At 42.6% G+C, this 15,276-nt stretch carries 13 protein-coding genes and 2 pseudogenes; 7 read left to right on the top strand and 8 right to left on the bottom strand.

From position 1 onward, the window contains the following. Window positions 1-17: 17 nt before the first annotated feature. From LC608_RS05020 to nrdJ (LC608_RS05010), 3 genes and pseudogenes are all read right to left on the bottom strand, one after another. Window positions 18-1,031, bottom strand: coding sequence for an NAD(P)-dependent alcohol dehydrogenase (locus tag LC608_RS05020; protein WP_229552471.1), 1,014 nt, complete (start codon window positions 1,029-1,031; stop codon window positions 18-20). A gap of 407 nt (window positions 1,032-1,438) precedes the next feature. Continuing rightward, window positions 1,439-2,512: pseudogene (gene nrdJ / locus LC608_RS05015) on the bottom strand (ribonucleoside-triphosphate reductase, adenosylcobalamin-dependent); the annotation flags it as partial. A gap of 285 nt (window positions 2,513-2,797) precedes the next feature. Further along, window positions 2,798-4,027, bottom strand: a pseudogene (gene nrdJ, locus LC608_RS05010) (ribonucleoside-triphosphate reductase, adenosylcobalamin-dependent); the annotation flags it as partial. 257 nt (window positions 4,028-4,284) lie between these two features. Here nrdJ (LC608_RS05010) and LC608_RS05005 point away from each other — a divergent pair. Genes LC608_RS05005 through LC608_RS04995 form a run of 3 tightly spaced genes read left to right on the top strand, consistent with a single transcriptional unit; the run spans window position 4,285 to window position 5,628 of the window. Beyond that, window positions 4,285-4,791, top strand: a complete 507-nt coding sequence (locus tag LC608_RS05005) for a GNAT family N-acetyltransferase (RefSeq protein WP_229552470.1) — start codon at window positions 4,285-4,287, stop codon at window positions 4,789-4,791. Further along, window positions 4,788-5,297, top strand: a complete 510-nt coding sequence (locus LC608_RS05000) for a GNAT family N-acetyltransferase (RefSeq protein ID WP_229552469.1) — start codon at window positions 4,788-4,790, stop codon at window positions 5,295-5,297. The genes LC608_RS05005 and LC608_RS05000 overlap by 4 nt, the downstream gene beginning before the upstream one ends. Window positions 5,298-5,328: 31 nt before the next feature. Then, the gene (locus tag LC608_RS04995) at window positions 5,329-5,628 is read left to right on the top strand and encodes a hypothetical protein (RefSeq protein ID WP_229552468.1); all 300 of its coding nucleotides are present in this window, start codon (window positions 5,329-5,331) and stop codon (window positions 5,626-5,628) included. Window positions 5,629-5,736: 108 nt separating this feature from the next. Here LC608_RS04995 and LC608_RS04990 read toward each other — a convergent pair whose 3' ends face one another. The 3 genes from LC608_RS04990 to LC608_RS04980 form a co-directional block, all read right to left on the bottom strand. Further along, on the bottom strand, window positions 5,737-7,122 hold the full coding sequence (locus LC608_RS04990; protein WP_229552467.1) for an AtzE family amidohydrolase: 1,386 nt from the start codon (window positions 7,120-7,122) through the stop codon (window positions 5,737-5,739). Further along, window positions 7,119-7,307: a DUF4089 domain-containing protein gene (locus LC608_RS04985; protein ID WP_229552466.1), complete on the bottom strand. Its 189-nt coding sequence runs from the start codon at window positions 7,305-7,307 to the stop codon at window positions 7,119-7,121. Before LC608_RS04985 ends, LC608_RS04990 begins: the two co-directional genes overlap by 4 nt. A 61-nt stretch (window positions 7,308-7,368) precedes the next feature. Then, on the bottom strand, window positions 7,369-7,719 hold the full coding sequence (locus LC608_RS04980) for a DUF952 domain-containing protein (RefSeq protein ID WP_229552465.1): 351 nt from the start codon (window positions 7,717-7,719) through the stop codon (window positions 7,369-7,371). Between the two features lie 16 nt (window positions 7,720-7,735). Between LC608_RS04980 and LC608_RS04975 the strand changes: the two genes are divergently transcribed. The 3 genes from LC608_RS04975 (at window position 7,736) to LC608_RS04965 (ending at window position 11,357) form a co-directional block, all read left to right on the top strand. Further along, window positions 7,736-8,023: a glutaredoxin family protein gene (locus tag LC608_RS04975; RefSeq protein ID WP_229552464.1), complete on the top strand. Its 288-nt coding sequence runs from the start codon at window positions 7,736-7,738 to the stop codon at window positions 8,021-8,023. A 53-nt stretch (window positions 8,024-8,076) separates the two neighbouring features. Further along, complete coding sequence (locus LC608_RS04970; RefSeq protein WP_229552463.1) at window positions 8,077-9,576, top strand: UDP-N-acetylmuramoyl-L-alanyl-D-glutamate--2,6-diaminopimelate ligase; 1,500 nt, start codon at window positions 8,077-8,079, stop codon at window positions 9,574-9,576. A 299-nt stretch (window positions 9,577-9,875) separates the two neighbouring features. Continuing rightward, window positions 9,876-11,357 (top strand): DICT sensory domain-containing protein, encoded by a 1,482-nt coding sequence (locus LC608_RS04965; RefSeq protein ID WP_229552462.1) that lies wholly within the window; start codon window positions 9,876-9,878, stop codon window positions 11,355-11,357. A gap of 210 nt (window positions 11,358-11,567) precedes the next feature. Here LC608_RS04965 and LC608_RS04960 read toward each other — a convergent pair whose 3' ends face one another. Continuing rightward, window positions 11,568-12,236, bottom strand: a complete 669-nt coding sequence (locus tag LC608_RS04960) for an AIM24 family protein (protein WP_229552461.1) — start codon at window positions 12,234-12,236, stop codon at window positions 11,568-11,570. A gap of 448 nt (window positions 12,237-12,684) precedes the next feature. Beyond that, complete coding sequence (locus LC608_RS04955; RefSeq protein WP_229552460.1) at window positions 12,685-14,145, bottom strand: sensor histidine kinase KdpD; 1,461 nt, start codon at window positions 14,143-14,145, stop codon at window positions 12,685-12,687. A gap of 263 nt (window positions 14,146-14,408) precedes the next feature. Here LC608_RS04955 and LC608_RS04950 point away from each other — a divergent pair, with 263 nt between their 5' ends. Then, a complete protein-coding gene (locus LC608_RS04950) occupies window positions 14,409-15,227 on the top strand; it encodes an SDR family oxidoreductase (RefSeq protein ID WP_229552459.1) in 819 nt (272 codons plus the stop codon). Window positions 15,228-15,276: the final 49 nt, after the last annotated feature.

Below are 15,276 nucleotides of genomic sequence, written 5' to 3'. Positions count from 1 at the left end.
GATTAAACTCTTTAAAATTACGGATTACGAATTACGACTTTACCGAAGTGAGCCGCACTTTTGAGGTAATGATAAGCTTCTCGTGCTTCAGTGAAGGGGAAAACTCGATCAATAATCGGTTTGATTTTATGTTGTTGCATCGCCTGATTCATCGCCTCAAACATTTCCCGACTGCCAACATAAATTCCTTGAACTGTTAAACTTTTAAAAAGTATTGGCATGGGGTCAATTTCACTTCCTCTACCTGATAATACGCCAATCAAGCTAATACGTCCTCCAATACGGACTGCTTGCAATGATTTTGGCACAGTACCTGCACCGCCTACTTCTACTACATGATCTACACCTGTGCGATTAGTCAATTGGTAAACTTGCTTTTCCCAATCTGGTGTTGTTTTATAGTTGATTGTTTCGTCAGCACCAAGCTGTTTAGCTCGTGCTAATTTCTCATCACTGCTAGAAGTAATAATCGCTCTAGCACCATGTATCTTGGCGAACTGGAGAGCAAAAATTGAAACTCCTCCAGTACCGAGTAGTAAAATATTATCATCTGCGCGAATATTACCTTTTGTCACAAGTCCATGCCAAGCTGTGACTGCTGCACAGGGTAAGGTTGCGCCTTCAATGTATGATAGATGGTCAGGTAATATTACTAAACCATCTTGGTGTAATACGACATACTCAGCCAGCATCCCATTGATACCGCCTCCTAAATCGGATTTCATTTTCTCTTTGGTTAAAGAGCCATAAATCCAGTCTTGGAAGAAAATACCAGCGACGCGATCGCCTATTTTAACCCGTGTCACACCTTCGCCTACCGCCACGACTTCCCCCGCACCGTCAGACAGGGGAATTAAGGGATATTTCTGTCCAGAACCATAAGCTCCTTCAATCACAAGCAGATCGCGGTAATTTAGGGATGTTGCTTTGACTTGAATGAGAACTTGTCCCGCAGTTGGTTTTGGTTCAGGGCGATCGACTAATGCGAGGGCATCAATCCCGGCGTTGCTTTGAATTTCGTAAGCTTTCATACAAAAAGCAGTGGTTTAATGTCATATTAAACCACTGCCATTTATTGTAATAAATAAATAGTGACTACGCTAAGTTCATAGTCTTAACTTTTCACGTTATTTGGAAAAGTCCACGAAAACCTAACCCCCTAACCCCCTTCCTGACACGGGAAGGGGGAAAATTCAAAGTCTCTCTCCTTTTAGGCTACGGTGTACACACAAGTCTGAAATAGCTGATTAACCAAGGTTTTACCCCACCCTAACCCTCCCCTTTATAAGGGGAGGGAACTAGATTTGTTTTTCCCCCTTTATAAGGGGGGATTAAGGGGGTAATTCGACTTATGTGTACACCGTAGCCTTTTAGGAGAGAGAAATAGAAGAGAGGTTTTTCAGATACCGTGAAAAGTCAGGTTGATAGTCATTTCGCCTTATGAGCTTGGTTGCTGATCGGGAAACATACACTTATCAGAGTCACAACCACTAGGGCCAGCCTCTGACATTTCGCCTAAATCGTAGCGGCTTAAGACTGCACAGAAATCATCTGTTTTACGTCGTGCTTTCACTTCTTGATTTAAGCGATTGTAGGTTGCTTTATCTATTGGTTCAAATGGCAAACGTGGGAACGATTGCAAATCATCAAAACGAGCTAAAAGAGCGGCTGAAATATATCCCTCATCATTCTGGATAGTTTCGTAGATGCGCTGTCCTAAAGGTTCGATTTCATCAGAGCGAAGTTCTAAAGTTGCTGATGTGTTGTGAGTCACATACCAACGTTGAACCTGAAGGACAAAATCAAATTGGGCTAAGGCTGAAAACTTAGAAACATCAATTTCATCAGCACCCGGTAAATCAGCCCAAGATACAGAAACAGGAATTTCTACTAACCATTCACTTACCCGTGGATCAAAGGGATCGTTGAGCAAATTGCCCTGTTCATCCTTGTCTGATTGAGAGGGAATGACGTTATAACCGTAGTCAATACAAGCTAAGGCTACTGGGTCATTTTTGCCGAAGGTGATACGGCGAATAAATCTTTGCGCTTTTGGGGGATGCCATCCTGAACTAGCATTAGTTAATAATGCCTTTGTGCCACTGGGTTGAACTGTAGTACAACGATTTGGACGCTTGAAATTGTGGCGATCGCAGTAATCCCAAACTACCCGATGTACAATCTCTTTCCAAGAACTTAGATATTTTTCTTCCTCACGCTTGAAAGCTAATCCTTGTGGAGTTGCAGGTCTTCCTGCTTCCCACCAGCGAAGCCAATCAACACCAAAAGCATGGACAAAGAAATCAAATAAACCTGTAAAAGAAACTCCTACAATTGGGTCTAATTCCCGACTGTATTGATAGCGTGGTTCCAGGAATTTGTGATTTAAAAGTGCTGCTACAGATAGCGCCCCAGCAGTGAAAGCCTCCTCTTGTTCTTTGTAGTTATGTGGGTCGATTTGATTGAGGTGAACCTCTGACAAATTGCAGTGAAAATTACTGCCGATGATTTCCAGATTTGTTACCCTAGAGGCTTTTTATCCCCTAGTTCTACTGCTTAATTATTTGCAGTAGCTCCGCGTACCTTTTGCAGATGTGACTTCAGATAATAAAAGTGTTTTTCACATCCGCCCCCGCACTCTTGGAGAGATTATATTCTAGACACCAATTTTGGATGTAATCTAGTTTCACTCTCTACGCTGTACGGTGTCAAAGGCTTTTTAGTTCCTTTGATTACCACGGGATTAGCATCTCAGCTTTCCCCGTTTTTGCGAGGTTTTTAACGTGAGGCAAAATCACTTACCACACGGATTTAAACCGTAACGAGCTAAACGATGTTCTAACTCATTAGCATCAATATTTGGATAGCGTTCCTGTAACCACTGTTTTGCTGTTCCTTGTTCGTAAGCTTGCAAAAAATTAACTTTCAGAGCTTGTGTTGGCAGCAAATCAATGTTCGATCGCGCCACGGCTTCACCAGCCCATTGAATCGCTCCCTCGCCACTATAATATTGTTTACGAACGGCATTCAGACATTCTTCTAAGGTTGGCTTGCGGTGAAAAACTCTGGTATGGTTTGCCATCCTGAGTGCATCACGCTCTGGATCAATTCGCCAGTTGCCATTTTCATCTTGCTGCCATAAATTATCTTTGGCGGTGGCTGCTAGGCGATCGCCAGAATCAAACTGACGCATCCCCGCGCTTCTTCGGATATTGCCTGCGACAATTGTTACAGCAGCTTGATCAATTAACAGACAGCATTCAACTGAATTTAATTGCCGTCCTACAGCTTTACTCAGGATGGAAGCACAACGCTGATAAAGTCCGGGTAATTTAACAGGATTAGCAACTCCTCCAAAGCCGTTGAGAGTTTCTCCTGCTTTACGGACATCACTGATGTCAACTAATACTTCAACTTCTCCTGAAAATCGTTCATTAGTGGAGAGTTCTAATAGGGCTTGATATGATTCAACCCAACCTTCACGGCTATCTCCAACGTGAATAGTGACGTTATTGCCTTCTATATGAGTTTCAGTATATTCACGCCGTTGTTGAACAGGAGTACTGCCAATTTCGCCTTGTACAGTAACATTCAGTTGATTACGGATGGGGGGCAACTGGTTAATAAATTGTGGTTCTAGGACGGCTCCAGTACCACAGCCCATCATTGCCAAATCCATCATTAATCCGAAGGCACTCCAGTCTTCGAGATTGGTGGAGGTGCAATTATAAGCCCCGGAAAAATTCTTTGGCTTGGTTATCCAGTCTGTGCCACCAACCCACAGCCAGCGCCCACTGGGCATAGCTTTCAAGTTGCGCTGCATTTTATCGAGTATGGCAGCTTCTTCTTGAGTTAGCTTTCCCAACTCGACTAAGCCGAGTAGAGTGCGATCGCATACCTCATCCCATGTTTCCCTTAGCCCCGCCTTTGTGCGGCGGCTATAGGTTCTAAAAAATACGGGATTCGCAGCCGGTGCAGTTTCGGGAAACTTTGCACTCTGGCGTTTTCTTTCGAGTTCTCGAACCATATACTAAGTGTCTTGCGTTCTTGTTGCGTGCGGACAGATTATGACTATACGCCAAGTGGTTTTACTATTAAAGATTGTCAAATTGTCCACTTTACGCTAGCTATAGGCCGTACTATTTGCAACAAAATTTTATGATGTATAATATCCTTCACTCTTGGGTAGCATCTCAAAGTCAAGTTTCAATTAGCACATATAAATTTATAAGTAAAATCTCTTTATACCGATTTTTATTTAATTACTTAGCGGAGGCATAAAGTTTGCTTAAAATTATGCAGGTAGAGACTGAGGAACATAAATCTCATATACACGAAGTGTTTTGGGAATATTGTAACGAGACTAAGTTGATATTCAGCCATCATGGCATCAATTTAGATGTGAATACATTCTTTGAGCAATATATAACTCAACTTCACGAATTTATACCCCCTTCAGGACGCTTGCTTTTGGGACAATACGAGGCAAAAATAGCAGGCTGCGCTTGCTTGCGAAAAATTGGTGAAGGTATTGGCGAAATTAAAAGGATGTATGTAAGACCAGAATTTCGCAGAAAAGGAATCGGTAGAGCATTATTAGAAACTATCATCAATGAAGCTTCTAATATTGGTTACTCAAAGATTCGTTTAGACAGCGCCCCTTTTGCAAAGCAAGCACATACACTTTATCGTGTATTTGGCTTTCAAGATATCGAGCCGTATTTAGAAAAAACAGAGATTCCTTTAGAATATCGAGCAAATTGGGTTTTTATGGAATTAGTTTTAAAATGATCAATATCCGTTGTGAAACTCTGTCAGACTACACAGTAATAGCTGAGGTGAATACATTAGCCTTTGGGCAAAAAAATGAGGCTAAACTTGTAGAGAAAATTCGCCGTTCTGACCGCTATATTCCAGAACTTTCTCTGGTTGCACAGATTGAAAATGTTGTAGTCGGTCATATTTTATTCAGCTACATTGACCTGGTGAGTGAAGAAACACTACAGGTACTCGGTTTAGCACCTTTGGCAGTTCATCCAAAGTTTCAAAGACAGGGTATTGGTAGCGCACTAATAAAAGCAGGGTTAGAAATAGCAGAGGCAAAGAAAGAAGCCATAGTAATTGTACTAGGTCATCTCGAATTTTATACTCGCTTTGGCTTTCAGCCTTCTGTTGTTTATGAAATCGAGTCTCCCTTTCCAGTGCCAGAAGAATTCTTCATGGTTAAACCACTGCAAAGCTATCAAAAAAGCTATAAAGGAAAAGTTGTTTATCCAGCTGCTTTTAATATGATTTAACAGGATATAAAAGCGAAACAATAAGAAAATAATGATACAAACGACAAAATTTAAAACAAAAATAATCAAATCTATGCTTGCTTTATTTGTTTTATTAGGATGCTCAAATTCTTCGCAAGTTGAAACTTCAGCTAAAACATGCCCGCCCCCGCAAAAAGTACAGGTGCAAAAATACACCAATTTAAAAGGAGAATTTATCTATATAGGAGCATCTACTGATGAGGATTCTCCTGTAACTATTTTGCCTACCACAGTGGCAGAATTTAAAAATGATGAAGCATCAATGAAGGTAATTGCAAATTTAGAATATGAAGACGCGATAGAGGTTTAAGTGCTTTAAATCGTACTAAATATATAAGTATATTAAACGAAGAACAGGCAAAAGCTGTTGTAACACCCTTAGCAGAATGGTGTTCGCAAGGGCAAGAATTGCATTAACTTAGAGAGCGTTTAAAAGGACTGGTGATGTAACTACACCGTTTGCCTCTAACGCAGCTGCAACCCGTAAAATTAAACCTTCATTATATGGTTCTGCTATCAATTGCACACCGAAAGGTAAAGCATTTTGACGCTGAATTGGTACTGATAAAACTGGTAAACCAATAAAAGATAATGGTTGAGTAAATAATCCCAAATGAGGACGGATAAGAATTTCTTCACCATCCAAAATCATAGTTTCTTGGCCAATTAGCGGTGCGGAAATTGGTGTAGTTGGGGCAAGAATCACATCGACATTTTGAAAAACTTCCCGCACGCGATCGCGATACCATTTTCTAAAGCGTTGTGCTTGCAGATACCAGCTACTAGGAATTAACGCCCCAGCCAAAAAGCGATCACGTGTTGCTGAATCAAAATCTTGAGGACGCGATCGCAATTTATTTAAATGCAGATTTGCGCCCTCGCTAGCTGTAATCACAAACGCCGCAGCACGGGCGCGGTGTGCTTCTGGTATCGTTACGTATTCAGTGACTTCTATTGCATGAGCTACTTTTTGGACTGCTGCTAAAGCTTCCGGTTCTGCGCCTTTAGTGAAATAATCAGCTGCGATCGCAATTCTGATATCAGAAATATCTTGATTGAGTTGTGGTAAAACCAATTCAGGCGGACGCTTTGTGCAAATTGGATCGCGATCATCTTCTCCCTGAAGCACATCAAACACCGTAGCGATATCCTGTACCGAACGCGCAAAAGGGCCAATGTGGTCAAAACTACTAGAAAATAAAGCTACGCCAGCACGAGATAACTTTCCGTAAGTCGGCTTCAAACCAAAAACGCCACATAACGCCGCCGGAACGCGAATTGAACCATTCGTATCAGAACCCAGCGTTAACGGTACTAACCCAGCAGCAACAGCAGCAGCCGAACCACCTGATGAACCACCAGCAACACGCTGTAAATCATGGGGGTTGTGAGTAGCACCGTAATGGGAATTTTCCGTTACAAACCCATAAGCGTACTCATCCATATTCAAAGCGCCAACCAGCACAGCACCAGCTTGTTTCAGCTTCGCTACTGCTGTCGCATCAAGGCTTGCTGCTGGGTTTTCTGCATTGATTTTTGAACCCGCCAGAGTCGTTAAACCAGCTATATCAAAGAGATTTTTCACCGCAAAAGGCACACCAGCAAGCGTTCCAGGATTATTACCTTGGGCAATTTCCCTGTCAATGCGGGCTGCATCTGTTAAAGCCGTTTCAGCAGTGACAGCCGTAAAACAATTGAGTTGATTATCCCGCGCTGCTATTCGTGCGATCGCAGCCTTGGTAACTTCCACCGCGCTAACTTTACCTTCACGTACAGCAGCAGCTATTGATACAGCATCATTCATGGTTCAAAAACTGGTGCAACTTCAATATCCTCTGGTAAAGGGAAAGAATTTACAAGATTAGCGATCGCTCTAATTCTCTCAAAATTTTCCACCACACCATCTCGATACTCATCCCTTAGCTGCAAATCCAACAACAACGCCATTTGATCAACATATTCACCTACATTAAACTCTTCTCTTCTCATCTCTCCTCCTCTGTGCCCTCTGCGCCTTTGCGGTAGCCTGCGGCAAGCCGAAGCGTCTACGTTATCTTAAACTTATAACCTCTTTCGGCAATACAAAAAATCCATCTTCCCCCGCATTAAAATCAACAACCTGAGACACAGCATCAATATTTAACTCACCATAAATATGAGGAAATAAATTATCTACCTCCGCAGCTTCATAACGAATTTCAGCTTTAACTTGTTCAGAATCGATGCAAAGAATTACCAAACCCTTTTGATTCACAAAAAAACGATTCGCCACCCAGATAACTTGCGCTGCTGTCGAACAGTGGATAAATCCTTCCGAATCTAACGTATCACCCCGATAGGTTCCGAGGATTTTTGCTTGTTCCCATTGTTCGCTTTTGGTGATATGTAAAATAATGTTCATAGTAATTAATTAACAAATGCGATTAATTTTATACAGTAAACCCGGCTGTCATTTATGTGAAGGCTTGCAAGAAAAGCTAGAAAAAATCCAAAATCTCAGTTTCGAGTTGGAAATTAGGGATATTACAACTCGTGAAGATTGGTTTGGTGCGTATGAGTATGAAGTGCCGGTACTGTATTTATCGAACCACAGAGGCGCAGAGGGCAGGGAGGGAGAAATTATAGAAGCACCATTGCCGCGTCCTTCTCCTCGTGCTAGTGTGCAGCAGTTGGAGCAAATGTTGCGTAAGTATTTAGCCAATTAGAAAAAAATAATGCAGAATAAGCGCAAGATCAAGAAGGTGACGAGGTTCACAAAATGAAATTGCGGGAATTACTAACGGCGGTAGACAGTGTTGAACAATTGCCTAGCTATCCGATGGAGGATGTGGAAGTTAGGGGTTTGAAGACGAATTCCCATGCTTGTAGTGCGGGAGATTTGTTTATTGGGATGCCAGGAACGCGGGTTGATGGTGGGGAATTTTGGCAAAGTGCGATCGCATCCGGGGCTGTAGCTGCGATCGTTTCTCCCGAAGCTGCACAAAAAAATCCTCCCACAAATGAGGCTGTGGTCATTAGTGCAAGTAACATAACTCAAGCTTGTGCCCAGATAGCCAGTGCTTTTTACGGTTATCCGGGGCAAAAACTCAAGCTGGTGGGTGTGACTGGTACAAATGGCAAAACTACAACAACTCATCTGATTGAATTTCTGCTCATTAAAGCTAATCTAGCTACAGCTTTAATGGGAACTCTCTACACTCGTTGGGCAGGTTTTGAGCAAACTGCTGCCCACACTACGCCCTTTGCGGTGGAACTGCAACAGCAGCTAGCAGAGGCTGTAAAGGCTGGTAGTGAGTTCGGGGTGATGGAAGTAAGTTCTCACGCTTTGGCCCAAGGTAGAGTGTTGGGTTGTGAATTTGAGGTGGCGGTGTTCAGTAATCTTACTCAAGACCATCTCGATTATCACACTGATATGGAAGATTACTTTGCCGCCAAAGCGTTGTTATTTAGCCCTGATTATCTCAAGGGACGGGCAATAATTAATGCTGATGATTCTTACGGGAAGCGGTTAATTGCCTCGTTAGATTCTGAGCGCGTTTGGAGTTACAGTGTCAACGACAACAGCGCCGATTTATGGATGAGTGATTTAAGTTACCAGCCGAATGGTGTCAGTGGTAAATTACATACACCAAAAGGTGATGTAGCTTTTCGATCGCCCCTAGTCGGACAATATAATTTAGAAAATCTTCTCGCAGCCGTAGGAGCAGTTTTACACTTAGGGCTAGATTTGCAGTTAGTAGCGTCTGTGATACCTGAGTTTCCCGGTGTTCCCGGACGCATGGAACGGGTACAGATTGATGCTGACCAAGATATTAGCGTGATTGTGGATTATGCCCACACACCCGATAGTTTAGAAAATCTCCTGAAAGCTGCGCGTCCGTTTATACCGGGAAAAGTGATTTGTGTGTTTGGTTGTGGCGGCGATCGCGATCGCACTAAGCGCCCAAAAATGGGTAAAATTGCTAGTGAATTAGCTGATGTTGCAGTGGTGACATCGGATAATCCCCGGACTGAAGACCCAGAACGAATTTTGCAAGATATTTTAGCGGGAATTTCTGATACAGTACAACCAACTGTAATTTGCGATCGGGCTACTGCAATTCGTACCGCAATTTTACAAGCACAACCCGGTGATGGAGTGTTACTTGCTGGTAAAGGTCATGAAGACTACCAAATTCTCGGCACCGAAAAAATCCATTTTGATGACCGAGAACACGCACGCGACGCTTTACACCAAAGACTGAACATACAACCTTAATTTGGGCATTGAAAAGAGGCAGAGGGGCGGGGAGCAGGGAGCAGAGGGGAATGAAGAAGCAGGGGAGCAGGGGAGCAGGGGAGCAGGGAGCAGGGAGAAAAGGGGAAACTTTTCCCCTGCAAAGCTCACCCTGCCCCAATTCCTCTTTTCCATCCCCCCTGCCCCCTGCCCACTCCCTTGTAAATGTAGTTTTTTATAGTTAATATTTATTTCCGTGGGATTTTTGTAAAAAATGCACACATAAAGGTGAAAATCGAAGACAGAGTTATTTCTTGCTTCATTCAAGTTGTGCTTGGCTCATGAATGTTTCTCTGGCTAAGGATCTGTCTGTTTATCAACTGGTGATGGGAGTGCAAGCCCCTCCTAAACCATTGTCCCTCAGTCCTGCTACTCTGCTATCACTGGTGAGAGCGCAAATTGACTTACTAATTGAGCAGCAAATTGCAGCCACTTTATGGCTGAAGCTACCACCAGAAAAAATTTGGCAATCAGAACTAGCGCGTTATCAATCCTCGGTAGGTGCGTCTAGTCTCATTTATACTTGCCAAATTGACGAGAGTGAAAAAAGAGAAGATGAGGGAGCAGGGGAAGCAAGGGAAGAAAATACCCCCTTATCTTCCTCATCTCCCTCATCTTCTTTATCCCCCTTATTCCCTCATCATGTCCCCGTTCACCTATCACCAGATAGCCAAATGCGACGGGAAAACTTTCTGATGGTGTTATCGCCCCAGTTTTGCAGTTTAATTTTGGCTCATCGACCACTTAAAAAACACAAAAATAAGACAACATCGGGGAAGGTAAATACTAATAAAAACCAGCCGTTACTGATTATAAATAGTCTTGAGGGGAGAATAATTCAGCAAGTATTAGATGGTATCAAACAAGCAATTACGCCAGAATCATCTCCAATTCCTATTGATTTTACTTGTCCAACTGTGCCTCAAGGCGCACTGATGAATCAACTGTTTGCAAAACAACTCCTGCGACAAGATGAAATTAATCGTCAAATCATCGCAGTACGCACTACCAAGTTGCAGCAGCAAAATCAAGAACTACAAAACAAAGAGCAACTTAAAGATGAATACCTAAAAAATGTGTGTCAGGAATTGCGTACACCCTTGACGCACATGAAGACAGCACTTTCATTATTGAATTCCCCTAATCTTAAACCCCCCCAGCGACAACGTTATTTACACATGTTAAATACCCAGTGCGATCAGCAAAATTCCCTGATTACTGGTTTGTTGGAACTGGTGCAGCTAGAACGTAATTTAGAAGGAACAGCTTTAGAGTCGGTGCGCCTCTCAGAGATTGTACCTGGAGTAGTTAGTACCTACCAACCTCTAGCCCAAGAAAAAGGAATTATGCTAGCCTACACCGTACCCACTGAACTTCCATCTATTTGGTGTGTGAGTGGTGGGCTGAAGCAGATTGTGATTAATCTGCTGCATAACAGCATTAAGTTTACTCCTAATGGGGGCGAAGTATGGGTGCGTGCCCGAATTCAAGGCAATTATGTCCAATTAGAATTCCGCGACACAGGTATTGGTATTGCCGAAAGCGAGATTTCCAAAATCTTTGACCGATTTTATCGTGTGCGTACAGCAGCTAATGAAGATTATGGTGGTGCTGGGTTGGGGTTAACAATTGTACAGCAATTGCTGGTGCGCTCTGGCGGTTCTATTTCTGTGAAAAGCAAATTATATGAAGGTTCCACATTTACAGTACAACTGCCAAGCGTTGGCGATACCCCAAAAGCGATCGCCATAGAAAATCAGTAATGAGTTACAATTATCCCTTAAGTTAACTTTGTGGTGCTATAGCAATCCTATTTGAGTTATAAAAATTTTAGTCATTAGTTATTACTACTAATGACTAATAACTAGATTTCCCCACGGCAATTCGAGAAAATTAGCGTAGGCGTAGCCCGCCGCAGGCATCGCACAACCGTTCCAGAAAGACTTACGATGAGTTAAGCTTACCGATGATTGTTAGCTAGAAGTTTTTGGTAGTGCGGCGGTAATTTGGCGGAGCATCATGACTTGCCAATAAGGTACAGGAGCCAACAATACAGTACCAGTTCCCTCAAAACTATTGACGAGAAACTCACCAGAAGTCATCGAACCGAAAAGAGATTTGGTAGCTTTTTCAACGCGATAATTTAAGCTAGTTGTGCGAGCAATCGCAAAATTTCCATCCACAACTAATCGGTCATTTCGTAAATTTATTACTTCTACAGGCCCTTGTGCTGCCATCACTACTGTACCCCTGCCTTTGACTTTTGTTTGAAACAATCCCTCGCCACCAATTAAGCCTGATACAAATTTGTTTCGTTCAACTCCTACTTCTATAGTGCCATCACTAGCCCAATAAGCGCCACTATCTAAAATCCATTCGCTACCGTCTAATTCTAGAATGTGATATCCCGATAACGAAGGCTCTAAATATAATTCACCAGTGCCTGTATATGTAGGACGGAAAATGTTTTCTCCCGTGGCTAGGGATTTTAAAAACCCGCCTGCTGAAGGGGCTTTAGATTGCATCTGAATGTTGCCACGTATATAGTACATAGCACCAGATTCAGTTCGGACTGTTTCGTTTTGTAAAGTTACCTTGACTAAACGTAAGCTTTCTTTCTCGATTACTTCAAAACTTGCCATAATTTTTCTTTTGATATTTGCAAAAATGTGTACTTGGTTCTTAACCATAATTTATATACATTGTTGGCATCTATTTTTACAGATGGCAAGTCACAAAAATTTAATTAGATTGTTAAACAAAGTCTATTTGATGAAAATGAATTATCTGTGTTTAAAAAAAAATAGGTCAACGTAATTAAACATAAAATCCTTAGTAAATAGATACCCAACTTTTCAAAGAACTTAGGGATCTATATATTGTGTTTTATTTTTACTCACCTACTGTTTAATTTAACGTAAGTTCTACGGGTTATATTGGTTCATATAAATTAGTCGAATAAAAAGACCTCTCCGAGTCGGAGAGGGACAAACTTGAACTTTAGTTCAAGGCAGGGAGAGATTTATCAAATTCAGGTTTATTTAGAGTGAATATTTATAATTTTGAAAAATAGTTAATGAATCTTCACTCCTAAGCTTTAGCTCCAAATTGATGTTTATTGCTAACTTCTAGAGGAAGGAAAATCGTCAAAACTTCCCCATAGTGTGGACGCTGACGCACAATCAATTTACCGCCGATCGCCTGAAACAAATGCTTGGTTGCGGCCATATTCAAACTAATCGTACCCGTTTCTGGTTGGAACATCAGCAATTGACCTAGAGCTTTGCGAATTGGTGGTGTTGCAGGTATAGCGGCTTTGCTTGAATCTCTGCACCCAAATTGCGGGGATAATTGTAACTTAAGTTGATCTCCCGCCGGGATAACTTGTACTTGAATATGGCTACCAGCAGGTAAGCTACGAGTAAAATTCTCTATCAAACCAGTGAGTACCTGATCCAGCATCATGGGATTACTTACCACAGTTGGTAGTTGCTGGGGTAAAACAACATTTAAAGTTAAGTTCCGCCGATGCGCGGCTTGTTCCCAACGGGGAATGCTCTGCTGCAACACTTGATCCAAAGACATCGGCGTGAGTTGAGTTTTTGGCGATTTTGCTGAGGTAGTAGTTTCCAATTCTGCTGCCTTAAACAGCAACTCCATCCGATCAATTTGTTCGGTACACTCGTGATCAATAATTTTTAAGCGATTGATCACGCTGGCATCTAAATCTCGCCGCTTCAGCAGTAGGCGAGTCATGGTGCGAATAGTTGTTAGAGGTGTGCGGACTTCGTGAGCGAAAGCTTGGAGCAATTCCACATCAGGATTTGGGGATTCGGCTTTGGCGATTGGACATGGGTTATTCTCTTTGTCTTCCTTGTCTCCAGTTCCTAGTAGAGAGTCCTTAGTCTCTTCTGCTTCTGTTAATTCCTGAAGCAACAACTGGCTAAACTGAGTCATGATGCGGCAATCTGGCGCAACCGGAGAATACTCTTGTACTAAAGTATCCAGACGGGCAAAAAATTCTGGATTAGCCAGCATGACTCTTGCTCCTAGCGATCGCCAAGCCTGCTGCACTACCTCTGGCTCAAAAGAAAATGAAAAGGTTTTTTTACCGTTTTTGTGGGTTGCTAAAACCAGTACTAATCTAAATTTATCTGTAAAAACCAAGCAAAACTGCTCTGCACCTAGTGGATCAGCAGGTAATAGCGGAAGTACCGATTCAGGGGGAGCGATTTCTTCATTTACAAACGCCATTGCATCTGGCATCTGAAATGGCATCAGCGCCAAAGGGTTAAATGGTTTTGCGGTAAAAGTTACTGTTTGTAAGCTTTGAGTTAGTTTTGGCTGACTAAATAAGGGTGCTGGTGCAGCTAAAACTAATCCTTGGGTTGTGTCAACTGAAGCAGCTGCTAAAGTATTTAATAGCAAATGTTCTGTCGCTGCTAGGCTGACACGCCACTGCCGCTCTGCTTTAGCAGGTGAACATTCAGCTACACTTGATTGATTTTCAGCCAAGATTTCGCTCAGACTTGGCAATATCCATTTGTACACAGGCTTTCACCCCTTAATTCAAGAGCGACTAACAGCGTCTAGGGTAGACTTACTACTACCTAAGAGGTTATAGCTATTTGTGTAATGACGACAGTGGTAGAACCGAACAATTCAGGCGCAATTTCCCCTCTAAGTGCGATGTCTACGACGGGCTACGCCTACGCAGTTATGGGCTGAAAAAGACTTGTGGTGACTTTTACCGATAGGTATTGCGATCGCATTTTTTGAGTAGATTAACATATAGACCATCTCAAAGGCAGTTTATGAATTCTTTTGATTCAGTTGAAGATTTGGTACTAGTTGCTGGTGCGACTGGTGGCGTGGGGCAACTCGTGGTAGGCAAGTTACTAGAAAAGGGTTTGAAAGTTCGCGTTTTGACACGCAATGCCGCAAAAGCCGAAGAAATGTTTAACCAGAAAGTAGAAATTGCCGTTGGTGACATCCGCCAACCAGCTACACTGCCAGCCGCAACGCAAAATGTCAGCCACATCATCAGTTGTACTGGAACCACTGCCTTTCCCTCTGCGCGATGGGAGTTTGAGCAATCCCCAAACTTGATTGAATGGGGAATCACTTTCCTTAACCCCAAATCTAGTCAAGCAAAAGCAAAGAATAGTCCGGCAAAGGTCGATGCCCAAGGTGTAAGCAACCTAGTGGCAGCAGCACCCCGGAATTTGAAGCGGTTCGTTTTCGTCTCTTCTTGCGGAATTGAGCGTAAAAATCAGTTTCCTTTTAGTGTTCTTAATGCTTTTAGCGTGTTGGATGCCAAACAGAAGGGCGAAGAGGCCATTATTAATTCAGGATTACCCTACACCATTATCCGCCCAGGACGCCTGATTGACGGGCCATATACCTCATACGACCTCAACACCCTCCTGAAGGCAAAAACTGGGGGTAAATACGGTGTGGTAGTAGGCACTGGGGATACACTTTCGGGTGATACCAGCCGGATTGATGTAGCAAACGCTTGTGTAGAATGCCTTTTACACCCAAGTAGTTCCAGGAAAATTTTTGAAATAGTCAACCAGGGACAAAGACCGCCTGTAATTAACTGGGAAACTCTTTTTTCTCAGATCGAGTGAGTGCTGAGTAGTATTTTATTCAATGCCCAATGCCCCTGCTCAAAGCCCA

This window comes from Nostoc sp. XA010 (assembly GCF_020829625.1).
Classification (GTDB): domain Bacteria; phylum Cyanobacteriota; class Cyanobacteriia; order Cyanobacteriales; family Nostocaceae; genus Nostoc.
This window is presented reverse-complemented; position numbering and strand designations above follow the sequence as displayed.